The following is a 22,948-nucleotide window of genomic DNA, read 5'->3' on the forward strand; positions in this document are numbered from 1 at the left end:
CTGACATGCAACAGATCGGAGAATTCACGCGCCAGAAGACTGGCTATAGCGGGCGCATCCACACGCTCAGTCTCAACCTGGATATCGCCATCGTGGCGGCAGAGGCGAGCGAAACGGAGAATGCGCCTGACTACCGCATTCACGCCGCAAGCGAGGACGGCCCCGAGATCGGCGCCGGCTGGAAACGCTCCAGCGAAAAGGCCGGAGACTATGTCTCGATCCAGCTCGACGACCCGACCTTCGCGCAGCCGATACGCGCCAACCTCTTTCGCAATGGCGACGACAAAACCTCCTGGTCGCTGCACTGGGGGCGACCGCGCGACCGTAGCGAGAAGGATTGAACGATGCGCGCTCGCCGTCCGTCGACGAGCCATCGCGGTGCGCCCGGGCCGCTTCGCGCTGCCCGGCGCATGGCTCTGCTCCTCCTTTGCGGCCTGTCCGTTGCGACCGTCATGCCGGCGGCGACCTTGGCGCAGGAAACACCTCTCACACGATCGTCGCAACGCGATCCGTTCGGCGCGCATATCGCAGAAGCCTCGCGCCGCTTCGGCGTTCCGACCGCGTTGATACGCGCCATCATGCGCAAGGAAAGTGCGGGGGCTGTGCGCGCCGTGTCCAGCGCAGGCGCCCGCGGCTTGATGCAGATCATGCCCGGCACATGGGATGAACTGCGTGCCCGTTGGTCGCTCGGCCGCGATCCGTTCGATGCCCGGGACAATATCCTGGCTGGAACGGCGTACCTGCGCGAACTGCACGATCGCTTCGGCTCTCCGGGATTTCTGGCCGCCTACAATGCGGGACCTGCACGCTACCAAGCCTACCTCACTGGGCGTCCGTTACCGGCCGAGACCCGCGCCTATGTCGCAGCATTTGCGCCCCTGATCGGTGAAAGCGAGGGTATGCGCCCTTTCGCCGTTACGTCTGTCGAGGCCATTCCGTGGAAGCGCGGCTCGCTCTTCGTCGGTCAGCCGGATCGCATACAAGCTGTCGCTCTCGTGCCGAGTGAGCGACCGCCAAATGACGCGAGCTCTCCACCCACCGTGCGCGATGTCTCCGCCATCGTGCCGCTGTCCGAAGGCCTCTTCGTGGCGCGAGCCGGCGACAGGATCCAGCCATGAGCGCACATGGGCGTCTTCGCGCAACCGCGAGCCCCAGCGCACCGTGGCGTGGATGGAGGCGGAAGGTGGGCAGAACAACCGGAAGATGGCGAGATAAAAGGCCGCGAGGTGCGGCGTCGATCGGTTGTGCTGTTTCAAGAGGTTATGTGGCATTTCCGCGAGGTGCGAACATGTGGCGCACCTCGCCGGAACACCGTTTCACCTGTGATTTCGGTGCCTTGAGACGATGTGCGGATCTTCACGATGACTGACGAGGATGGTTTCCGCATCCGGCCCGGCCGTATCCGCTCGCCCAGTGCCCAGCGCGCCAAGCCCTTCATCGCGCAGGCGCTTGCCGCCGCCCAGAAGGCGGGCGCCCGTATCTCTCGCTCCGGCCGGATCCGTCCGGGTAATCGCTCGACCTTCGGGCGTGGCCGCTCGGCGAGCGTGCGCGCCAATCGTCTCCTCACCGGCCGCTCGCGCACCGTGATCATCAAGACACGGCTGGTGCGCCATCACGCGCGCGGCGCCCCGCTTGCCGCCCATCTCAGCTATCTGCGCCGCGAGGGCGTCACCCGTGACGGGGAGAAGGCAAGGCTGTTCGGGCCGAAAGTCGGGGAGGTGGATGACGGTGCTTTTGCCGAGCGGTGCAGCGATGGTCGGCACCACTTCCGCTTCATCGTCTCGCCGGAAGATGCCGTCGACATGGCGGACCTCAAATCCTTCGCCCGCGATCTGATGGGTCAGATGGAAAAGGACCTCGGCACGAAACTGGATTGGGCTGGCGTCGATCACTGGAACACCGACAACCCGCACCTTCACATCATCCTGCGCGGCCAGACTGATGATGGGCAGGATCTTGTGATCTCCCGCGATTACATCAAGGAGGGGATGCGCGCCCGCGCCGCCGACCTTGTTACGCAGGAGCTCGGCCCGCGCACCGATGTCGACATCCATCGCAATCTGGAGCGCCAGGTCGAAGCCGAACGCTGGACCCAACTTGATCGGCAGCTTGTTCGCGATGGCCGCGACACAGGCGTTGTCAATCTTGCGTCCCCGGCGAACGCTCAGCCCGATGAGTATCACGTGCTGAAGGTCGGGCGGGTGCGCAAGCTCGAAACCCTTGGCCTTGCCGAACAGGTCGGCCCAGGCCAATGGATGATCGGCGAAAAGGCCGAGGAGACGCTGCGCGAGCTTGGTGAGCGCGGCGACATCATCAAGCGTATGCATCGCGCCTTGACAGAACAGGGCATCGAGCGCGGCGCGGCGAACTATGTGCTGGCGGCGGAGCGCCTTGACTCGCCTATCGTCGGTCGGCTGGTCGACCGCGGCCTTGATGATGAGCTGAAGGGCAGTGCCTACGCCGTGGTCGATGGCACCGACGGCCGCACCCATCACATCAAGCTGTCCGATCTCGATGCCGCCGGCGACAGCGCTCCGGGTTCCATCGTTGAGCTGCGCAAGTTCAGTGACGCGCAGGGACATGGGCGCGCAGCACTCGCTGTCCGTTCCGATCTCGATATTGAGCGGCAGGTCACCGCCGCCGGCGCGACCTGGCTTGACCGCCAGAACATCGCCCGCGAACCGACTGCGTTGGCGGAAGGCGGCTTCGGCGCCGAGGTGCGGCAGGCGATGCAGCGCCGCGCCGACCATCTGGTCGAACAGGGCCTCGGCGAGCGACATGGCCAACGCACAACCTTCACCCGCAGCCTCATCGACACGCTGCGTCGCCGCGAACTGGAGACGCTCGGCGAAAAGCTCTCGGCCGAAACCGGCCAGGCCTTCAACCGCGCCCGCGGCGGCGAATATGTCACCGGTTCCTACCGGCAGCGCTTCACGCTCGCGTCGGGCCGCTTCGCCATGATCAATGACGGCCTCGGGTTCCAACTGGTGCCCTGGACGCCGTCCCTCGAAAAGCATCTTGGCCGCCACGTCTCGGGCACCGCTCGCGATGACGGCGGCATCGACTGGAGCTTCGGCCGCAAGCGAGGCCTCGGCCTCTAACCTCATGTTGAAGAAAGGACCGCTTCTATGTCCGCCACCAAGATACTCTGGGGCCAGATCCTCGCGGTCTTGATGATCGTGCTGATCACCATCTGGAGCGCGACGCAATGGGTGGCCTGGCGCCTGGCGTTCCAGCCCGAGCTCGGCAGGCCATGGTTCCATGTCCTGGGCTTTCCGTTTTACCTTCCGCCGTCCTTCTTCTGGTGGTGGTATGGCTTCGATGCCTACGCGCCGTCGATCTTCGTGGAGGGAGCCTTTATCGCGGCTTCCGGCGGTTTCGCCTGCGTCGCCGTCGCCATCGGCATGTCGGTCTGGCGGGCGCGCGAGGCCAAGAAAGGTCGAGACCTACGGCTCCGCCCGCTGGGCCGACAAGCAGGAGATCAAGGCAACGGGCCTTCTCGGCTCCGATGGAGTGGTGCTTGGGCGGTTTGACCGCGCCTATCTGCGCCACGATGGACCGGAGCACGTGCTGTGCTTTGCGCCCACACGTTCGGGCAAGGGTGTAGGCCTCGTCGTCCCGTCGCTGCTGACCTGGCCGAGTTCAGCCGTCGTCCATGACATCAAGGGCGAAAACTGGCAACTCACCGCGGGTTTTCGCGCCAGGCATGGCCGGGTCCTGCTGTTTGATCCGACCAATCCGAAATCCTCTTCCTACAATCCACTGCTCGAGGTGCGTCGCGGCGAATGGGAGGTCCGCGATGTTCAGAACATCGCCGACATTCTGGTCGATCCCGAAGGCTCGCTCGAGAGGCGAAACCATTGGGAGAAGACCAGCCACGCCCTGCTGGTCGGCGCGATCTTGCATGTCCTCTACGCCGAGCCGGACAAGACGCTTGCTGGCGTGGCCGGTTTCCTCTCCGATCCGAAGCGTCCGATCGAATCGACGTTGTCCGCCATGATGAAAACGGCGCATCTGGGGGAGGCCGGTCCGCACCCGGTCATCGCCAGCGCCGCGCGGGAGCTCTTGAACAAATCAGACAACGAGCGCTCCGGCGTGCTGTCCACCGCCATGTCGTTCCTTGGCCTCTATCGTGATCCCGTCGTGGCCGAGGTCACCCGCCGCTGCGACTGGCGCATCACTGACCTCGTTGACGACAAGCATCCGACGACACTCTACCTCGTCGTGCCGCCGTCCGACATCAGCCGGACCAAGCCGCTCATTCGCCTGATCCTCAACCAGATCGGCCGCCGCTTGACTGAAGATCTGCAGGTGAGGGCGAAAGGGCACCGGCTGCTCCTGATGCTCGACGAGTTCCCGGCGCTTGGCCGCCTCGACTTCTTCGAGTCGGCGCTCGCCTTCATGGCCGGCTACGGGCTGAAAAGCTTCCTGATCGCTCAATCCCTCAATCAGATCGAGCGGGCGTATGGCGCCAACAACTCGATCCTCGACAACTGCCACGTCCGGGTAAGCTTTGCGACCAATGATGAGCGCACCGCCAAGCGGGTGTCCGACGCTCTGGGAACCGCGACCGAGATGAGGGCCATGAGGAACTATGCCGGCCACCGGCTGTCGCCGTGGCTTGGTCATCTCATGGTCTCCCGCTCCGAGACGGCTCGCCCGCTGCTCACGCCGGGTGAAGTGATGCAACTGCCGGCCACCGACGAGATCGTCATGGTCTCGGGTGCGCCGCCGATCCGCGCCAAAAAGGCGCGCTATCATGAGGATGCTCGCCTCCGGGAGCGTATCCTGCCGCCGCCGGTGCTGACGGCGGCGGCGGAGGAGGGGAGGCCCGACGACTGGACCAGACTGCCTCTGCCTTCCCGACCGCAGATTGCCGAAGCCATGTCGGCGCCGTTGGCCACGGATGACGACACAACTGATTCCGAGCGTCGTCGGCAACCCGAGCTCAGTCGCGTCGAGCAGGTCGTGAAGCCTTCGACCGAGAATGAGTTCGAGATCGATCACCTGGATGACGTGAAGGACGAGGTTGCCCGCAACCGTCGACTGACGCGCCTGATGCAAGGCGTTGCGCGGCAGGCGTCGCTCGACCCCGGCGACGGCGTGGATATGTGAGGCTCCCATGGTAAAGCCACCCCGCAAACAACGCCTGTCCGTCTATCTCGATCCGAAGGTCATGAGCAGGCTGGCCGAACATGCGGCGCGTCGAGATTTTTCACGGTCGCTCGTCGCCGAGGCGGCCATCGAGTCGTTCCTCTCACCCGATGCCGCCGAGCGACAGGAGGCGGCGATCACCAAGCGGCTCGACCAGCTCGATCGCCGCATGGCACGCCAGGAGCGCGATGTTGGAATAGCGGTGGAGACGCTCGCCGTTTTCGTCCGCTTCTGGCTGGCGACAACACCAGCGTTGCCCGAGCCCGCGGGGCAGGCTGCCCATGCCAAGGCGGGCGAGCGCTATGATGCCTTTGTCACCGCGCTCGGCCGGCGCCTGGCAAAAGGTCCAAAGCTTCGCCAGGAGATCTCCGAGGATATCGATGGCGGCCTGGACACAAACCAGCCCGGCGGGCCCGTGGGCTAAATGGACGGGAGGACTGAGATTTTGCAAGCCTCGATCAGGATTCTTGGTTGAAAATTATAGTCTGTATGCTATAAGGCAGGAGAATGAAAAACCAAAAGCCCACGGTGTGGATGGGATCCTCGAAGGGCGACCTGCGCGAGTTTCCGGTCGATGTTCGCCGGTTGATGGGTGTCGCAATCAACGACGCCCAGAATGGTGAGGAGCACCCGGCTGTCAAGGCCCTGAAGGGCTTTGGGGGCCGCAGCGTCCTCGAGGTGGTCGACGACTTCGACGGAGATACCTATCGGGCCGTCTATGCCGTGCGCTTTGCCGGGGTGATCTACGTGCTTCATTGCTTCCAGAAGAAGTCGAAGAAGGGCAGGGAGACACCCAGGCACGAAATCGATCTCGTGACAGTGCGATTGAAGGCGGCCGAGGCTCACTACCGCGAAAACTATGGGAAAGGAACAAAGTCATGACAGAAGACATCACCGCCGAAGTGAGCAGCGGCAACGTGTTTGCGGACCTCGGCTTTGACAATCCCGAAGAGGAATTGCTCAAGGCCAAGCTGGCCCGCGAGATCCGCGCCATTATCAAGCGCCGGCGCCTGACCCAGGCGAAGTCGGCTGAACTGCTCGGAATGAAGCAGCCCGACGTCTCCGCGATCGCGACCGGGCGCACGGGGAAGTTTTCAATAGACAGGCTGGTTCGCTGTCTGGACCGGCTCGACTACAAGGTCGACGTGGTGGTTCGCCACAAGCCTCGACGGTCAACTCGTGCTGAAGCCGCTTGATCAGACAGCTTTGCCTACGAGCGGACAATTGATTGTCCAGGTTTGGATGGGCGCCACCGCAACAGGACGGTAGGATTAGCGAAAAGCACGCACGAAGGTGGACACCCTTCGTCAGACCTACGGCGACAATTTCGCAGCTGGGCTTCGCAGCGACTTCGAGGCTATCGACGGTGTTGCAGCGCGCCAGCGTCGGCTCTCTAAGCCCCGGACCTAAGGCGCGCGCTTAGACCTCAATCCAAGCGTAGGCGGCACCAAAGATCCCGAGCGTCAGAGCAATAAACCAAGCCCATCCCTTCAACGAGGCGCGCACGTCTTCAGGCTTTGCGCCTTTTTCGTTGTCGTAGTCGTCCATAATCAGGCTCCATGTTTTCGATCTTGGCTGGGTACAAAATCAAGAGACGCTGGGCACCCTCGCAGCTGTCGCAGCGGATTCGCCTTTGTACGGCGTGACATGCGCAGTCTAATACGTGGATTACGGGTCCCGTCCTGTCGAGGACCATAATATAATCGCCGTACCTAAAGCAGAACTAATAATGGCCGCCTTGCGCCGTTTACGTCGGCACCGCCAATCTCCTGTATTTGCACGCTACGTCACTACGCCTCGACATAGGTGTTGAAACCACTCGAGATACGGCTCTCTTAATCATCCCCGTCCAGGGGCCGCCGATGTTCCCCGGATCGAAACGGGGACAGGATGGCAGCTTCGCCTCACAATTCAGAAGGTCTGGCTCGCGGCGCACGCATGTTGCGCACAGCGCTCGGACCCGCGATCGCGCGCTATCTCGACGACGCCGGCATCGTCGAGGTGATGCTCAATCCCGATGGGCGTTTGTGGATCGATCGCCTGTCCGAGGGTTTGTCCGACACAGGAGAGCGCCTGTCGGCGGCGGACGGCGAACGCATCGTTCGCCTCGTCGCTCATCATGTCGGTGCCGAAGTCCATGCCGGCGCCCCACGCGTCTCGGCGGAGTTGCCCGAGACGGGCGAGCGCTTCGAGGGGCTTCTTCCTCCCGTCGTCGCGGCGCCCGCCTTCGCGATCCGCAAGCCCGCCGTCGCCATCTTCACCCTTGAGGACTATGTCGCGGCCGGGATTATGTCGGCGCGCCAGGCGGACACGCTGCGCCAGGGCGTTGCCAACCGCGCCAACATTCTCGTTGCAGGCGGCACCTCCACGGGCAAGACCACGCTGATCAACGCGCTGCTCGCTGAAGTGGCCAAGACCGCCGATCGCGTCGTCATCATCGAGGATACGCGCGAACTGCAATGCGCCGCGCCAAATCTCGTGGCAATGCGCACGAAAGACGGCGTCGCGTCTCTATCTGATCTTGTCCGCTCATCGTTGCGCCTGCGCCCCGACCGCATCCCGGTCGGCGAGGTGCGCGGGTCCGAGGCGCTCGAACTGCTCAAGGCCTGGGGCACCGGCCATCCCGGCGGCCTCGGCACGATCCACGCCGGCAGCGCCATTGGCGCGCTCCGCCGCATGGAACAGCTCATCCAGGAAGCCGTCGTCACGGTTCCACGCGCTCTGATCGCCGAAACGATCGACCTGGTTGCCGTCCTTTCCGGCCGCGGTTCCGCGCGCCGGCTGTCCGAACTCGCCCGTGTCGATGGCCTGCGCCCGGACGGTGATTACCGGGTCGCGCCAGCCGTCCTCGATGGCGACGAGGGCCCGACCTTGCTCGTCCAAAACCCTGAAGGAGAAAATCCATGATCCAACGCCTGCGCCTCACGCGCCATCGTCTCGCCATGACAGTTACGGGTGCCACGCTCATCCTGGTGATGGCCGCGCCCGCCCATGCCTCCGGCTCGTCGATGCCGTGGGAACAACCGCTGCAACAGATCCTCCAGTCGATCGAAGGCCCGGTTGCCAAGATCATGGCGGTGATCATCATCATCGTCACCGGCCTGACGCTCGCCTTCGGCGACACGTCGGGCGGCTTCCGCCGGCTCATCCAGATCGTGTTCGGCCTGTCCATCGCTTTCGCGGCGTCGAGCTTCTTCCTGTCGTTCTTCTCGTTCGGCGGCGGAGCGCTGGTCTGATGGCGGGCGCTGTCGAACAGAGCGGCCCAATGCCGGACTACGCAGTGCCGGGTTATGCGGTCCTCGTGCACCGGGCGCTGACCGAGCCGATCCTGCTCGGTGGCGCCCCGCGCGCTATTGCCATCATGAACGGGACGCTCGCAGGCGCCGTGGGGCTGGGACTGCGTCTCTGGCTCGTCGGCATCGCCTTCTGGGCCATCGGCCATGTCGCCGCCGTCTGGGCCGCCAAGCGCGATCCGCTTTTCGTCGACGTCGTTCGCCGGCATTTGCGCATCCCAGCGCATCTCACTGTTTGAGCGAGGTCGCACCGATGATGAACCTTGCCGAATATCGCAACCGTAGCAGCCGGCTCGCCGACTTCCTACCCTGGGTGGCATTGGTCGGCGCCGGCGTCGTCCTCAACAAGGATGGCAGCTTCCAGCGGACCGCGCGCTTTCGCGGCCCCGATCTCGACAGCGCCGTTCCGGCCGAACTGATTGCCGTCGCCGGCCGGCTCAACAATGCCTTCCGCCGTCTCGGCTCCGGCTGGGCGATCTTCGTCGAAGCGCAGCGCCATGCCTCGACCCGCTATCCCGACAGCAGCTTTCCGGATGCGGCCTCCACGCTAGTCGATGCGGAGCGAAAGGCGGGCTTCGAGGAGGCCGGCGCGCATTTCGAGTCCAGCTACTTCCTGACGCTCACCTATCTTGCGCCCGCCGAAGACACCGCCCGCGCGGAAAGCTGGCTCTACGAAGGCCGCGAGAAGAAGGGCCTCGACCCCAACGCGGCGCTGACCGGGTTCACTGACCGCAGCGACCGCGTCCTGCGCCTTGTCGAAGCCTTCATGCCGGAGTGCCGCTGGCTCGATGACGCCGAGACGCTGACCTATCTGCATGGCTGCGTCTCGACCAATCGCCACCGTGTCCGCGTTCCCGAAACGCCGATGTATCTCGACGCCATGCTGGCCGACCAGCCGCTGACCGGCGGGCTCGAGCCGCGGCTTGGCGCGTCGCATCTGCGCATTCTCACGGTCACGGGATTCCCGACCGCAACCACGCCGGGTCTGCTCGACGAACTGAACCGGCTGGCGTTTCCGTATCGCTGGTCGACACGCGCGATCCTGCTCGACAAGACCGATGCCACCAGGCTGCTGACGAAGATCCGGCGTCAATGGTTCGCCAAGCGCAAGTCAGTGGCGGCGATCCTCAAGGAGGTGATGACCAACGAGGCGTCCGTCCTCGTGGACACCGACGCCGCAAACAAGGCCGCCGATGCCGACATGGCGCTGCAGGAACTCGGCGCCGACTATGCCGGCATGGCCTATGTCACCGCGACGGTGACGGTGTGGGACGATGATCCCAACATCGCCGACGAAAAACTGCGCCTGGTCGAAAAGGTCATCCAGGGCCGCGACTTTACGGCGATTATTGAAACCATCAACGCCGTCGACGCGTGGCTCGGCAGCCTGCCGGGTCATGTTTATGCCAACGTCCGTCAACCTCCCATCTCCACGCTCAATCTCGCCCACATCATTCCGCTTTCCGCGGTGTGGGCGGGGTCGGAACGGGACGAGCATTTTGCAGCGCCCCCTCTGCTCTTCGGCAAGACCGAAGGCTCGACCCCGTTCCGGCTTTCGCTTCACGTCGGTGACGTCGGCCACACGCTGATCGTCGGCCCGACCGGCGCGGGCAAGTCCGTGCTCTTGGCACTGATGGCGCTGCAGTTCCGCCGCTATCCAGGGTCACAGGTTTTCGCCTTTGATTTCGGCGGCTCGATCCGCGCGGCGGCACTCGCCATGGGCGGCGACTGGCATGATCTCGGCGGCGATCTCAGCGATGGGGCGATCGACAGTGTCAGCCTTCAGCCGTTCGCCCGCATTCACGATGTCCCCGAGCGCGCCTGGGCCGCCGACTGGATCGTTGCGATCCTGACGCGCGAGAATGTGACGATCACCCCTGAGGTCAAGGAGCATATCTGGACGGCGTTGAGCTCGCTGGCGTCCGCGCCTGTCGCGGAGCGCACCATCACCGGTCTGGTCGTGCTGCTGCAATCAAATGACCTCAAGCAGGCATTGCGCCCCTATTGCGTCGGGGGTCCCCATGGCCGGTTGCTCGATGCCGAGCGCGAGCATCTCGGATCGGCGTCGGTCCAGGCATTCGAAACCGAAGGACTGATCGGAACGGGCGCTGCGCCCGCGGTGCTATCCTATCTCTTCCATCGCATCGAGGACCGGCTCGATGGCTCGCCAACGCTTCTCATCATCGACGAAGGCTGGCTTGCGCTGGACGATGAGGGTTTTGCTGGCCAGCTCCGCGAATGGCTGAAGACGCTGCGCAAGAAGAACGCCAGCGTGATCTTCGCCACGCAGTCGCTCAGCGACATTGACGGCTCGGCAATCGCGCCCGCGATCATCGAGAGCTGCCAGACCCGTCTTCTGCTGCCGAACGAGCGCGCCATCGAGCCGCAGATCACGGCGATCTATCGTCGCTTCGGCCTCAACGATCGGCAGATCGAGATCATCGCGCGGGCGATGCCGAAGCGCGACTATTACTGCCAGTCCCGACGCGGCAACCGGCTGTTCGAGCTCGGTCTGTCGGATGTGGCGCTCGCGCTCTGCGCTGTGTCCTCGAAGACCGACCAGGCCGCGATCGCACGCATCTTCGCCGAGCACGGCCGCGACGGATTCCTCGCAGCCTGGCTTAGCCATCGTGGCGTCGGCTGGGCCGCTGAACTTGTTCCCGCCCTAACCAGCCCCGCCCTCACCAACAAGGAGAAGTCCCCATGAAACTGCGCCGTTCCCTTGGCATGCGGTTCGCCGCCGCACTGCTTGTCGCACCCGCCGCATTCTCGCCCTTCCTGGCGACGCCGGCACACGCCATCATCGTTTTCGATCCGTCGAACTATTCGCAAAACGTCCTGACGGCAGCGCGCTCGCTCGAACAGATCACCAACCAGATCACCTCGCTCCAGAACCAGGCGCAGATGCTCATCAACCAGGCGCGCAATCTCGCAAGCCTGCCGTTCTCCTCGCTGGAACAGCTTCAGCAGTCCGTGCAGCGTACGCAGCAACTGCTCAGTCAGGCGCAGAACGTTGCCTATGACGTGCGGCAGATCGATCAGGCCTTCCAGCAGAAATACGGCAACGTCTCGCTATCGGCTTCGGATCAGCAACTCGTCGCCGACGCGCGCTCGCGCTGGGGCAACACGGTTGGTGGCCTTCAGGATGCCATGCGTGTGCAGGCGGGCGTCGTCGGCAACATTGACACCAATCGCAGTGAGATGTCGGCACTGGTCGGCCAAAGCCAGGGTGCGACGGGCGCGCTTCAGGCAACACAGGCCGGCAACCAGCTCCTCGGGCTTCAGGCGCAGCAGCTTGCCGATCTCACCGCTGTCGTCGCCGCGAATGGTCGGGCGCAAGCGTTGCAATCGGCCGAGCAGGCCACCGCCGCCGACCAGGGCCGGGAGCAGCGCCGCCGCTTCCTGACGCAGGGCTCGGGCTACCAACCCGGCAGTGCGCAGATGTTCTATGGCAAGAACTAAGGCCGGAGCGATGGATGGCAAGATCCTCGCTCGTGTCAGTGCGGTCGTCTTCATCGCGGTCGCTTTGACAGTGACCGCAATCGAGATGAGCAGCGAGGACGACGAGCCTGACGCCCTTGCGACGGGGGACCGTTCCGTCGCGCCACAACACCCACTCGCGGCCGAATTGCGCCGCTGTTCCGGGATCGGCGAGGCCGGTCCTCGCGATCCCGGCTGTCTGAAAGCGTGGGCAGCCAGCCGGCGCCGGTTTCTCGGTCAACGTGACTCGGCAACCGCGCCTGCTCCGGTAGCGCCGACAACGCTGTTTCCGAATGTGCCGCCGTCAGCCGACCGGAAAGAAGGGAAGCGGGCGGATGTGACCGCTCCCGCGATGCAGGTCGAGCCGCCCCGGCCGGAGGCTCGCTGACATGGGCGGCATGGGCGTCATCGACCATTTCCTCGAAGTCTTCACGCGCTACATCGACAGCGGCTTCGGCCTGCTCGGCGGCGAGGTCGGGTTCATCGCGACGACCCTGATCGTCATCGACGTGACGTTGGCTGCGCTCTTCTGGTCCTGGGGTGCGGACGACGACATCATGGCGCGCCTCGTCAAGAAGACTCTGTTCGTCGGCGTCTTCGCCTATCTCATCTCCAACTGGAACAATCTCGCCCGCATCGTCTTTGAAAGCTTCGCCGGGCTTGGCCTGAAGGCCTCGGGTACGGGTTTTACCGTCAACGATCTCATGCGCCCGGGCAAGGTGGCGCAGACCGGGCTCGATGCCGGCCGGCCGTTGCTGGACTCGATCTCGAACCTGATGGGCTATTGGTCCTTCTTCGAGAACTTCATCCAGATCGCCTGCATGTTCTTCGCCTGGGCGCTGGTGCTGCTGGCCTTCTTCATCCTGGCAATCCAGCTTTTCGTCACGCTGATCGAATTCAAGCTGACCACGCTCGCCGGTTTCGTGCTCATTCCCTTCGGTCTGTTCGGCAAATCCGCCTTCATGGCCGAGCGGGTGCTTGGCAACGTCATCTCGTCCGGCATCAAGGTGCTGGTGCTCGCCGTCATCATCGGCATCGGCTCAACGCTCTTTTCCGAGTTCACCGCGGGGTTCAGCGGCAACACGCCGTCGATCGACGATGCCATGGCGATCGTGCTGGCCGCGTTGTCGCTGCTCGGCCTTGGCATCTTTGGACCGGGCATTGCCAACGGTCTCGTCTCCGGCGGCCCGCAACTCGGTGCGGGCGCGGCTGTCGGGACCGGGCTCGCCGCCGGCGGCATGGCAGCAGTGGGCGCCGCCGCCGCCGGTACCGTCGTGTCCGGCGGCGCGGCTGTCAGCGGCGGTGCTGCAGCGGCGGCCCGTGGCGGTGCCGCCATGGCGGGCAGGGCGTCCACAGCCTACGGCCTCAGCGCGGCCGGAGAGTTCTGGCTTTTCTGGCGTCGCATCCGGGCTCGGCGGTGTCATCAGAGCCGGCGCCCAAGGTGCCATCTCACCGCTCAAGCGTGCGGCCAATAATGCGGCAGGCAGCATGAAGCACAGCTACCAGTCGGGCGCTCGCGCTGCCTTCGAGACGACGGGCGGGTCATCCACGGCTGGCACAATCGGTGCGAACGCGCCCGAAGCCGGCTCCGCACCCGTCGCGTCCTCCGCAACCGAAAGTCAGCCAGCCTGGGCGAAGCGCATGAAGCGCTCGCAACAGATGACCCATGGCGTCCAGGCCGCCGCCCACGCCGTTCGCAGTGGCGACAGCCATGGCGGCGGCTCCTCGATCAACCTCTCTGAAAGTGACTGAGCATGTTCAAACGACCGTCCACGCACTACGGCAAGTCCCCACAACCCGAGACCCCCTACCAACGCGCTGCTCAGCTCTGGGACGAGCGCATCGGTTCGGCTCGCGTGCAGGCGCGCAACTGGCGCACCATGGCCTTCGGTTGCCTGGCGCTCGCCGCGGGGTTCTCGGCCGCGCTCATCTGGCAATCCGCCAAAGGCTCGATCGTGCCTTGGGTGGTGCAGGTCGATCGTCTCGGCCAGGCGCAGGCTGTGGGACCTGCGGTCGGCGACTATCAGCCGAACGATCCGCAGATTGCCTTCTACCTGGCGCACTTCATCGAACAGGTGAGGTCGATCCCCGCCGATCCGGTCATCGTGCGGCAGAACTGGCTGCGCGCCTACGACTTCGCGACGCAGGGCGGGGCGCTGGCTCTCAACGACTATGCGCGCGCCAATGACCCGTTCACCAAGGTCGGCAAGCAGCAGGTCGCCGTCGATGTGTCGTCGGTCATCCGCGCATCGCCGGTGAGCTTCCGAATCGCCTGGGTCGAACGCCGCTATCAGGACGGCTCACTGGCTTCCACGGAGCGCTGGTCCGCCATCCTCACCATTGTCGTCCAGCCCCCGCGCGACGCTGATGCGCTGAGGAAGAACCCGCTTGGAATCTACATCAACGCCATCAACTGGTCGAAGGAGCTTGGACAATGATGCCCGTACTCTGCAAAGCCGCCCCCTGGGGGCGTCCGGTTTTCCTCATCCACGCAATGCCGGCCTTCCGCAAAATGGCCCTTCCAGCGCTTTTGCTTTGCACTTCGGCGCTTGCGGGCTGCGCCACCAGGCAGAAGCCGCCGGAGATTTCCTATGACGATCCGGTCCCGGCCGTGCATGCCGTCGATCCGCCACCGCCCGTCAAGGTGGTGGAGCTGTCGAAGCCGCTGCCGCTTCCAGGCCAGTTGAAGCCGGTCGGCAAGGCCGCAAAGCCCGACCCGGAACCGACCGATCCGACCGCGCGCGTGAACTTGGCCAATGCGGCCGCGCGCGTCCAGCCTGTCCGCAACGGCTTCATCAACTCGATGCAGGTCTATCCATTCGTCGATGGCGCGCTCTATCAGGTCTATGCCTCGCCGGGGCAGATCACCGACATCGCGCTCCAGCCCGGCGAGCAGCTCGTCGGTTCCGGTCCCGTCGCCGCCGGCGACACCGTGCGCTGGATCATCGGCGATACCGAGAGCGGTACGGGCGCGGCCAAGCAGGTCCACATACTCGTCAAGCCGACGCGCGCCGACCTTCTCACCAATCTCGTCATCAATACCGATCGGCGTACCTATCACATGGAACTGCGCTCGACGCCGTCGACCTATATGGCGTCGGTTTCCTGGCAATACCCGCAGGACCAACTCATCGCCTTGCGCAGGCAGAACCAGCAAGCTGAGGCTGCACAGCCGGTCTCGACAGGCATCGATCTTTCTCGCGTCAATTTCCGCTACGAGGTGACGGGCGATCGCGCACCGTGGCGGCCGCTGCGCGCCTTCGACGATGGCAAGCAGGTGTTCATCGAGTTCCCGCGGGGCATCGGCCAGGGTGAGATGCCGCCACTCTTCGTGGTAGGGCCGGAAGGCGACACGTCCGAGCTGGTCAACTATCGCGTGCGCGGCAACTACATGATCGTCGACCGGATGTTTGCCGCCGCCGAGTTGCGCTTCGGCGCCGGCAAGAACCAGAGGCGCGTCCGCGTCTCCCGCACCGATGGGGTAAGGAGCAGTCGATTTTCATGGATGCATGGCCCTGGTGAGACCCCGCCAGCGACGAACCTCCGAACAGGCAGGGGAGGGTCGTCATCATGAGCGACAAAATGGATCCCGGGAAGAAAGAAGGCCGGGGGCCGGCGAATGACGCCCGGCCGGAGGCACCGGTCGAGGATGACGCCCGGCCGTTGACAGGTGAGCCGGCCGCGGCCATGCGGCTGCGCGCCGAGCCGTCGCGCGTGACGCGTCTGTCCCGCAAGGCGTTGGCCGGATTGGGGCTCGCCGCTAGCCTCGCTGTCGGCGGTGCGCTGATTTACGCGCTTCAGAACCGTCAGCAAGGCCAGGGTCAGGAGCTCTATTCAACCGATAATCGTTCGACGCCCGATGGGCTCGCCGGTCTGCCAAAGGACTATACGGGCGTTCCAAAGCTTGGCCCACCGCTTCCCGGCGATCTCGGCCGCCCGATCCTCAACGCGCAGAATGGCGGCCCGGCGAACGGAGCGCCGTCGTCGGGCTCGGTCGGACCGGATCCAGAGGAACAGCGCCGGGAGCAGGAACTGGAGGCGGCGAGGACCGCGCGTCTGTTCGCGTCCACGCAAACGCGGCCCGCTAGTGACGCGACTGTCGCTCGAGCCACGACAGACACCATGCCACAAACCGATCTCGCCAACCTTGGCCTCGCGCCGCAGTCAGCGACGCCCTCGGCGCAAGACCGCCAACTTGCGTTCCTCGACCAGCCGCCTGACAAGCGCACCGTCTCGTCGGATCGTGTTGCGGCGCCGGCGTCGAAAAACGTCCTGCAGGCGGGCGCCGTCATCGCAGCTGCCCTCATCACTGGCATTCGCTCAGACCTGCCCGGTCAGATTACCGCGCAGGTGACGGAGAATGTCTATGACAGCCCCACCGGACATATCCGTCTCATTCCGCAGGGGACGCGCCTCATCGGCCAGTATGACAATGGGGTCGGCTTCGGCCAGCGTCGCGTGTTGCTGGTATGGACCAGGCTGATTTTTCCTGACGGCCGCTCCATCGTTCTGGAACGTGAGCCTGGCGCGGACGCTGAGGGCTATGCCGGTCTCGAGGACGGCGTCGACTATCACTGGGGCGAGTTGTTCAAGGCTGCAGCACTTTCCACGGTTCTGAGCATCGGCGCGCAAGCAGGCTCATCGGGCCAGGAGAGCGACATCATGCGCGCTCTTCGCCAGGGTGCTTCCGACAGCATCAGCCAGACAGGCCAGCAGATCGTCCAGCGGCAGCTCAACATAGCGCCGACGCTCACCATCCGACCGGGATTCCCGGTGCGGGTGATCGTCACACGCGATCTCGTGCTCGAACCTTATGGGGGCTGAAATGGCCAAGCTGAAACTGGGGCCAATCGCTGACGACAAGCCTGTCAAGGTCATGGTGGAACTCCCTGCGGCACTGCACCGTGATCTGACGGCTTATGCCGAGATCCTCGGCCGCGAAGCGGGGCAACGGCCCGCCGATGCGCCGCGCCTCATCGTTGCGATGCTGGAGCGGTTCATTGCGACGGATCGAGGCTTTGCCAGGGCAAAGCGTTCGGAGGGTGGTTAGAGGCTGGACGACTGAAGTCAAACCGGGTCAGTCGCACCTCCCAGTCATGGCGTGACTTCAGAAATCGCGCCGCGGCGTCCCGAACTTCCTCCATTGACAGGGGTAGGCCCGGGTCGCGTTGCGGCCACCAGGTTTCTTGCGGTCCCAACCAGGCGCAGAAGCGCACGCTTTGGGTTCGATTCCAGCCACACCGCCTTAATCGAACTGATGCTGTGCTGACCGTCAATGGGTTTCCATACTGTAGCGTCGATGGCGACTGTCCTGGCAAAACCTTCGCCCGCCAGAGTAACGCCTTGACCGAGTTGCACCTTGAGGATGACCGTCGCTTCGCTCGCGCGACATATTTGAATAGCGGGGCCACCACTTGCGGCAATCTTTTCCAACAAAACCGGATCCAGCGGCGATCCGACCGAAACCAGCAGGCAGGTATCTGCAAGATCTGCCCATGTGACCGCAGACCTTTCAGCAAGCGGATGGTAACAGGGCAGGAGAATGAACAAGCGCTCGTGTCCAAATAGCTCGCTGCGGCATAAGGCGCCGTTCTCGAGCCCGTGCGTGAACACGATGTCAAGGCGCCGGCGACGTATTGCCGCCAGACACTGATCATGGGGAACGTCCTCGATGGCGATGCTCACGTCCGGATGCAAGCCGCGAAATCGATCGACAAGCCGCGCCACGAACGCCCGTCCTATCTGACCGCACAACCCTATCTTGACTGTTTTGGCATCCTGGTCGCCAGGACCACCTCCGGCCATGGCATCTTGCAACCCTTCATAATGAGCCCGGACGAGGTTAGTCCAGGCCCGGCCTGCTTCGGTCAGCCGAACGCCATGGACGTCGCGGTCAAACAACTGCATGTCCAGCAATTGTTCGAGAGCAACGATGTTGCGGCTGACACAGGATTCCCTCACCCTGAGAACTCTTGCGGCCTGCCTGAGGCTGCCATGGTCGACAGCCGCGAAGACATGGTCCAAACGACGCAACGTGTTGTTGACCTGTCTCAAGGCACAGGAGCCAATTCCTGCGCGGCGGCGACGCTAACCGGCAGGGTCGGATACAAGCTGGTTTCGTAGACGTACTCGTGCGGAATGGCCGGAGCGGCCATCTGGGAAAGGTATCGGTTCAGGTTTTCCTCGCTATTGCTCGCCGCGAGACTACAGAAATTTCCGCTGTTCCAGGTCAGGGCGCAGTAGCTGAAATGCGCGCGTATGGCGTCAGCCATCTTTGCCAAAGTCACCTCATTGCCGAACATCGTATTCAGAACGAGGGTTTGCTTTTTCTCGATTTCGTCTGGGGGAAAATAGCGCGCCTTGAAGCCGAAATCCTTCTGGTATTCGCGACGCCTGTAGTCCGGCTCCTCTGTAGCCCGGAACTTCTCGACGAAGACGAAGATTCCGTCCGGCTTGAGGTGCTGTGTCACGAACTCGATCTGTCCCACTCTGTTCGGCGAGTACATCTGAAAGGTCGTATCTTCCAGAATGATATCGAAACCGTGGGCGAAATTTGCCAGTCGCGGATCCGAGCCCAGGACGTCCTTTGTCAAATGATGGAAGGGACCAATGAAAAAGTCGGCGTGCGGTGGTTGGCCATAAGCCATGAAGCATTTGTAATTCTCCGCGTTCGGGCTGCACGACAGTGAGCGTACCTGCCCATCGGACAGTTCCGACAGTGTCCTCGCCATCGTGCCTTCCGCTGTTCCAAGGCTATATAGCGAAAGCGGACCACCACGATGCCGTGCGTATTTCAGCACTGCGTAGGCCATCCGGCACTCTTCCTCTAATCTGTAGGGAATGCTGCCGTGATAGTGCTGGTCGAAAAAACCTTGTCGTGCCGCATGCAGGCTGACCAAGCCGTGCAGCAGTTCATCGCTCGGCAGAAGGCGGGCGTCCGCGACGGGCTTGCGGATTGGCATCCCGCTCTTGCCAGCGGCGGTCGCGGCGAAAAAGCCGGCTAGTCGGTTGATCCGTGGGCCATCGTCGCACTCAGCCAGAAAGTCGTCGAGTCCACGCATCGCAGTATGCCTCCAGCACCGTTCCGTTGGTGAGATGCCGATACGTCGATAGGGGAAATGCCACTAAGATAAGTGGGGTCTAATATTTCGCCTGGCTCAAGTATTGGCTGAGCCAACTCGTAGGCCTGCCGGATACAGACGGCTTTCGCTCGTTTGCCATTTTTTCGCTAAAGTCACATCTTCTACCAATCCAGAGTTATTTGCGTGTTGTTCAGCAACCAATGGTTCGCCACATCATGCGACGACTGGCCACTCGCCAGTAAGGAGGCTGTGGATACGTGAATACTCTTGCCCTCGACCCGACCGAGAATCGCCGTTCACGGCACCAATCCCTTGCCCACAAGTATGAGAGTTGGGGGAGCGTGCGGGCGGACGTAGTCAAAAGAACCGGGCTTGAGCGTCAGGAGACAAGGCTCCTCCAGCCAAACCATGTGTTCTTGATGAACCTGAAGGGCACGGCGTCCCGCGGAGAAGACATTGTGGATGGGCGCCGGATTGCCTTTTTGCCGCGCCGGGCCGGTTCGATAATCTTCATGCCGGCCGGCAGTGATTGGAATGGATGGGACGAGGGGGAAGCGACTGCTTCCTATCTCCTGGTCTCGATTGAAAAAGGGTTCGCCGACGAGGTGTTTGCGGGAATGGCTCGCCATCGCCCGGCAGTGCTGCCGCCTTCGATCGGGTTTCGGGACGGCACTGCAGAGTTGGCGTTGCAGAGGATTGCTTTGGAGCTCAAGCAGCCTGACCCCATCAGCGCAACCATGGTGGAGTGCCAGGCCACGCAATTGCTCGGCCAAATGTTAAGGTTGAACGGCGTCCATCAGGAGCCGGCAAAAGGCGGTTTGTCATCGTTCGATCTCAAGCGGGCAGTGGACATGATCGAGACGTTGTCGGACGGCAGACCTACGCTGGCCGATCTGGCAAAAGAAATTGGGGTTAGCCGGTTCCATTTCTGGAGGGCCTTCAAGCAGTCGACAGGCATGACGCCGCACGCATTCATTGCGCAGCGACGGTTGGAGCAGTCCGCGGACATGCTGCGATCGACCAATCTGTCGGCGACCGAAATCGCGATGGAATGTGGTTTCGGCAGCTCCAGCCATTTCGCGACCGCCTTCAAGCGGGCTTTCGGTGCGGGCCCGACGGAATTTCGTCGTAAGTGGCGAATCTAGGTCGCCGCTTGTCGTTCTCAGCAAGTATCGGAAAACCCCAACATCACAGTAAAGCAGGCTTGGCGGAAGAAGGTATCCATCGGCGGTCAGCTCGGATACGCCGCTCATGTCAAACCTGGTTCGAAATCATCATGCCAAAGGGCGGGCCGGCCGGTCCAATCCGTGCCTCGGATTCCTGGCCAGCACGCTATCGGCGGCCGTTGCCCGAAACGGCTTCTACATCGCCTCCGCCTGGATTGTCGTCGAGCGAGGATACGGAACCGCCGGCGTCGCGACGTTCCTTGCGATCGTCAGCGTTGTCGAATTCATGGCGAGCCCTTTGGCCGGCGTAGCGGCGGATCGATTTGACAGGCGGTGCTTGAACGTTGCGGCAGACCTCAGCCGCTTTCTCGTTATGCTGGCTACCGCTTGCGCGCTCCTCTACATGGACGTGTTTCTGATCATCTGTCTGTCAGCGGCCCTCTTTTCGTTTTGCGACCGTGTCGCCCTTACGAGCTCTCAATCAATGATCCCCGTGATAGCTGACGGCCGCGATCTTGTAGCCTCGAATTCCGCCGTCTTCTTCGTCATGCAGGTCGGCAATCTCGGCGCAGCTCTGCTTGCAGGGGCTTTGCTGCATGAGCGCTCCCCAGCCCTACCATTCACCGTTCTTGCTGCTTTCTTCCTGTTTTCAGCGGGTTGCCTAGCCTTGATGCGGCTGCAACCGGTTTCGCTCGATGTCCGCACCGCCAAAATCTCGGCAGCCCAAATCGATCTGAGCCTGCGTCGTCTCATTGTCGTCTACGCGCTTCTCTATACAAGCGCGGTGCTTGTCAGCGTCGTGGGATCTAGCTTCGTCCAGGAGCAGAAGGGTACTGCCGTGGATTTCGGCTACCTCGAGGCTGCATGGTCGGCGGGCTCACTGATCGGTGCGGTCTCTCTATTCCGGATTGAAAGATCGATGAGCACTCATGCGCTCCATCTCATGCTTTTGGGCTTAACGGCGCTGGTACTCATGGCGCTGGCATTTCTGCCCACGCCCTGGACAGTGATCCTTTTTGCCGCGCTCGGATTTATATACAATCTTGGACGCGTCAGCGTTGAAGTCACATTGCAGACGCGTGTGTCGGATTATCTGTTGGGCCGGGCAAAAGGCATCATGCATAGTGTGGCCGTGGTGCTCGGATTACTCGTGTTCGGCATCGCCGCCGCAGTAGGAAATCGAGCATTTCCTTCGACGATTTTCTTCAGCTTTGGCGTAGCGCTCCTCATCAGTGTTTCGTGTTTGAGCGTCAGTGTCGTTCAGACGCAAGAAAAAGGTGAATCGTGAGGTGGAAGAGCTAACAGCAGGCGTAGATGCGAAACAGGCAGTCCTGGGGTCGCTGACGGCACTCTACCCCTGGATGAGCCCATACCATTCCCGGCCGATCCGCGATTATGCGTTTCGCCTGTTTACGGCGCCGGCTTCGGTTCCCATGCCAGAAATCCGGCTCCGAGCCTTCACCAAACTACTCGACATCATCAGGAAGGCAGCGACACGAAACGGGTTGTCTGCCGATACCGCCTCAGAAATCTGCAGGGATTTCGAAAGGCGCCGCGTGTTGCAGACAGGCCCTCATTTGTTTCTCCTCATGGAGCCAGAAGCCTATTACACGCATATCTTCAGCCTCCTTGGTCTCTCGGCGCACGGATGTTCGACCTACGTTTCCTACGCCGTTTCGACGGTGAATCTCGTCGAAAAGCCACGCAAGGGGCCAGGCTGGCTCACCGTTGACGGGAAGCCGGTCAACGTCTTTGGCCTGAGCCGAAGCCGGATGATCGGGTACAGCCTGCTAGCCGGGCGGGGACCCTATAAGTTCGAGTTGTTACCGACGGAACCAAACACTGGGGGCGACGCGCTCACGCTGCTTCGTGCCCTTCTGCCGAAGACGCAATTCGAGCGGCCCGCGCATGCCATCAAGGCAGCCAATCTTACGCTTTGGCCAAAAATGTTCGGAGGCCACTTTTCCTTCCTGCAGATCGACGACGAGGACATCGCCGACCTGGTGGCCGACCATCTGTCGGACGAAAATTCCTGGCTACGCATGAGACTGCTGGAAGACCCGAAGTTCGCCTCCAATATCCTTGCCGGCCTCGACGGACTCGCGTCTGGCCCGTGGAGTGGCTGGCTCGCTCGGGGTACTGATTTCTTCTGGTTCTATGAAAATGGCAAACGCCTTCCGCTGCGTCTGGTCGCCGGAGAACTCATCGATCCCGCGACCGGTATGAAGGTGGCGTGCTTCACAGCCCCCGATATCCTTGAGCGGCTGGCAAATCGCAGCCTTGTCCCGAATCTCCTGCTGATGTTTCTGGTTTTGTCGATCCTGCCCGGCGTGCGCGCGCTTGGAGGCAGCTATCAGCCGATCTATTACCCCCTGATGCGCTATGTCGTCTCCCGGGCGCTCGAGGCCACAGGCGTGGATGAAGATCTTCAGCAGGCTCTCGCAAGCGACGACGTACCGGGTGCTTGGGGACATCGGGTAATTGAGTGTGATGATGATCCGCTCGAGCTATTCCTGAAGGGCAGGAACGGCGCGATGAGTGATCTCATCGGCCGTTTGGGCGACATTTCCTTCGCCGAGGCTTGTGGAAGCATGAAAGGCTTCGTGACAGACCCGTCGTGGAATGAACTTCACAGCCGACTGCGGCAGGGGTTGGTCACGCCGTCCGATGCGGAATGGGCCTTTTCCTGAAATGTTTTATGCGCTTCCGCAACTGGCATGCGTGTGCCGGTTTGCGAACGGCTGCTTCGCGCCTGATTTCGGTCGTTCGGGAC

The 22,948-nt window shown here is 62.9% G+C and carries 22 protein-coding genes and 2 pseudogenes; 21 read left to right on the forward strand and 3 right to left on the reverse strand.

All coding sequences use genetic code 11. The features are described from left to right. Nucleotides 1-5 precede the first annotated feature (5 nt). The 7 genes and pseudogenes from AC3EMP_RS18810 to AC3EMP_RS18840 all read left to right on the forward strand — a co-directional run bounded on the left by AC3EMP_RS18810 (nucleotide 6) and on the right by AC3EMP_RS18840 (nucleotide 6,350). Complete coding sequence (locus AC3EMP_RS18810; RefSeq protein ID WP_352713271.1) at nucleotides 6-341, forward strand: DUF736 domain-containing protein; 336 nt, start codon at nucleotides 6-8, stop codon at nucleotides 339-341. A 3-nt stretch (nucleotides 342-344) separates the two neighbouring features. After that, nucleotides 345-1,118: a lytic transglycosylase domain-containing protein gene (locus tag AC3EMP_RS18815; RefSeq protein WP_352713269.1), complete on the forward strand. Its 774-nt coding sequence runs from the start codon at nucleotides 345-347 to the stop codon at nucleotides 1,116-1,118. A 243-nt stretch (nucleotides 1,119-1,361) separates the two neighbouring features. Then, nucleotides 1,362-3,101, forward strand: coding sequence for a relaxase/mobilization nuclease domain-containing protein (locus AC3EMP_RS18820; protein ID WP_352713266.1), 1,740 nt, complete (start codon nucleotides 1,362-1,364; stop codon nucleotides 3,099-3,101). A 27-nt stretch (nucleotides 3,102-3,128) separates the two neighbouring features. Continuing rightward, nucleotides 3,129-5,115 (forward strand): annotated as a pseudogene (locus AC3EMP_RS18825) (conjugal transfer protein TraG). Between the two features lie 7 nt (nucleotides 5,116-5,122). Beyond that, complete coding sequence (locus AC3EMP_RS18830; RefSeq protein ID WP_023825250.1) at nucleotides 5,123-5,578, forward strand: ribbon-helix-helix domain-containing protein; 456 nt, start codon at nucleotides 5,123-5,125, stop codon at nucleotides 5,576-5,578. 110 nt (nucleotides 5,579-5,688) lie between these two features. Next, nucleotides 5,689-6,036 (forward strand): type II toxin-antitoxin system RelE/ParE family toxin, encoded by a 348-nt coding sequence (locus AC3EMP_RS18835; RefSeq protein ID WP_488494736.1) that lies wholly within the window; start codon nucleotides 5,689-5,691, stop codon nucleotides 6,034-6,036. Next, on the forward strand, nucleotides 6,033-6,350 hold the full coding sequence (locus tag AC3EMP_RS18840) for a helix-turn-helix domain-containing protein (protein ID WP_006338687.1): 318 nt from the start codon (nucleotides 6,033-6,035) through the stop codon (nucleotides 6,348-6,350). Before AC3EMP_RS18835 ends, AC3EMP_RS18840 begins: the two co-directional genes overlap by 4 nt. Nucleotides 6,351-6,573: 223 nt before the next feature. Here the strand turns inward: AC3EMP_RS18840 and AC3EMP_RS18845 are convergent, their stop codons facing one another. Then, nucleotides 6,574-6,702, reverse strand: a complete 129-nt coding sequence (locus AC3EMP_RS18845) for a hypothetical protein (RefSeq protein ID WP_023694925.1) — start codon at nucleotides 6,700-6,702, stop codon at nucleotides 6,574-6,576. A 342-nt stretch (nucleotides 6,703-7,044) separates the two neighbouring features. Between AC3EMP_RS18845 and trbB the strand changes: the two genes are divergently transcribed. From trbB to AC3EMP_RS18900, 11 genes and pseudogenes are all read left to right on the forward strand, one after another. Next, a complete protein-coding gene (trbB, locus tag AC3EMP_RS18850) occupies nucleotides 7,045-8,061 on the forward strand; it encodes a P-type conjugative transfer ATPase TrbB (RefSeq protein WP_023715508.1) in 1,017 nt (338 codons plus the stop codon). Then, nucleotides 8,058-8,390, forward strand: a complete 333-nt coding sequence (locus AC3EMP_RS18855) for a TrbC/VirB2 family type IV secretion system protein (protein WP_023694927.1) — start codon at nucleotides 8,058-8,060, stop codon at nucleotides 8,388-8,390. Before trbB ends, AC3EMP_RS18855 begins: the two co-directional genes overlap by 4 nt. Further along, on the forward strand, nucleotides 8,390-8,686 hold the full coding sequence (locus AC3EMP_RS18860) for a VirB3 family type IV secretion system protein (RefSeq protein ID WP_352713259.1): 297 nt from the start codon (nucleotides 8,390-8,392) through the stop codon (nucleotides 8,684-8,686). Before AC3EMP_RS18855 ends, AC3EMP_RS18860 begins: the two co-directional genes overlap by 1 nt. Nucleotides 8,687-8,700: 14 nt before the next feature. Then, nucleotides 8,701-11,154, forward strand: a complete 2,454-nt coding sequence (gene trbE, locus AC3EMP_RS18865; RefSeq protein ID WP_352713256.1) for a conjugal transfer protein TrbE — start codon at nucleotides 8,701-8,703, stop codon at nucleotides 11,152-11,154. Continuing rightward, on the forward strand, nucleotides 11,151-11,909 hold the full coding sequence (gene trbJ / locus AC3EMP_RS18870) for a P-type conjugative transfer protein TrbJ (protein WP_023825257.1): 759 nt from the start codon (nucleotides 11,151-11,153) through the stop codon (nucleotides 11,907-11,909). Before trbE ends, trbJ begins: the two co-directional genes overlap by 4 nt. 10 nt (nucleotides 11,910-11,919) lie before the next feature. Beyond that, nucleotides 11,920-12,315: a putative entry exclusion protein TrbK-alt gene (trbK-alt, locus tag AC3EMP_RS18875; protein WP_352713253.1), complete on the forward strand. Its 396-nt coding sequence runs from the start codon at nucleotides 11,920-11,922 to the stop codon at nucleotides 12,313-12,315. 1 nt (nucleotide 12,316) lies between these two features. Beyond that, nucleotides 12,317-13,679: pseudogene (gene trbL, locus AC3EMP_RS18880) on the forward strand (P-type conjugative transfer protein TrbL). 2 nt (nucleotides 13,680-13,681) lie between these two features. Beyond that, nucleotides 13,682-14,365, forward strand: a complete 684-nt coding sequence (gene trbF, locus AC3EMP_RS18885) for a conjugal transfer protein TrbF (RefSeq protein ID WP_023697518.1) — start codon at nucleotides 13,682-13,684, stop codon at nucleotides 14,363-14,365. Continuing rightward, a complete protein-coding gene (gene trbG / locus AC3EMP_RS18890; RefSeq protein ID WP_352504300.1) occupies nucleotides 14,362-15,501 on the forward strand; it encodes a P-type conjugative transfer protein TrbG in 1,140 nt (379 codons plus the stop codon). Before trbF ends, trbG begins: the two co-directional genes overlap by 4 nt. Further along, on the forward strand, nucleotides 15,498-16,751 hold the full coding sequence (locus tag AC3EMP_RS18895; protein WP_352713247.1) for a TraB/TrbI/VirB10 family type IV secretion system protein: 1,254 nt from the start codon (nucleotides 15,498-15,500) through the stop codon (nucleotides 16,749-16,751). Before trbG ends, AC3EMP_RS18895 begins: the two co-directional genes overlap by 4 nt. A 1-nt stretch (nucleotide 16,752) precedes the next feature. Further along, nucleotides 16,753-16,977, forward strand: a complete 225-nt coding sequence (locus tag AC3EMP_RS18900; RefSeq protein WP_023673788.1) for a DUF2274 domain-containing protein — start codon at nucleotides 16,753-16,755, stop codon at nucleotides 16,975-16,977. Nucleotides 16,978-17,021: 44 nt separating this feature from the next. On the opposite strand, the gene AC3EMP_RS18905 is transcribed toward AC3EMP_RS18900, so the two are convergent. Together AC3EMP_RS18905 and AC3EMP_RS18910 are read right to left on the reverse strand one after the other, a co-directional pair. After that, a complete protein-coding gene (locus tag AC3EMP_RS18905; protein ID WP_352713244.1) occupies nucleotides 17,022-17,981 on the reverse strand; it encodes a LysR family transcriptional regulator in 960 nt (319 codons plus the stop codon). After that, complete coding sequence (locus AC3EMP_RS18910) at nucleotides 17,978-18,988, reverse strand: class I SAM-dependent methyltransferase (protein ID WP_352713241.1); 1,011 nt, start codon at nucleotides 18,986-18,988, stop codon at nucleotides 17,978-17,980. The genes AC3EMP_RS18905 and AC3EMP_RS18910 overlap by 4 nt, the downstream gene beginning before the upstream one ends. Before the next feature lie 278 nt (nucleotides 18,989-19,266). Here AC3EMP_RS18910 and AC3EMP_RS18915 point away from each other — a divergent pair, with 278 nt between their 5' ends. The 3 genes from AC3EMP_RS18915 (at nucleotide 19,267) to AC3EMP_RS18925 (ending at nucleotide 22,865) form a co-directional block, all read left to right on the forward strand. Further along, complete coding sequence (locus AC3EMP_RS18915; protein WP_031203337.1) at nucleotides 19,267-20,154, forward strand: helix-turn-helix transcriptional regulator; 888 nt, start codon at nucleotides 19,267-19,269, stop codon at nucleotides 20,152-20,154. 106 nt (nucleotides 20,155-20,260) lie between these two features. Then, nucleotides 20,261-21,463, forward strand: a complete 1,203-nt coding sequence (locus AC3EMP_RS18920) for an MFS transporter (protein ID WP_023697522.1) — start codon at nucleotides 20,261-20,263, stop codon at nucleotides 21,461-21,463. Then, nucleotides 21,429-22,865 (forward strand): hypothetical protein, encoded by a 1,437-nt coding sequence (locus AC3EMP_RS18925; protein ID WP_352713238.1) that lies wholly within the window; start codon nucleotides 21,429-21,431, stop codon nucleotides 22,863-22,865. Before AC3EMP_RS18920 ends, AC3EMP_RS18925 begins: the two co-directional genes overlap by 35 nt. The last annotated feature ends 83 nt before the right edge of the window (nucleotides 22,866-22,948 follow it).

The sequence above is a fragment of the Mesorhizobium sp. P160219 genome (assembly GCF_057786095.1).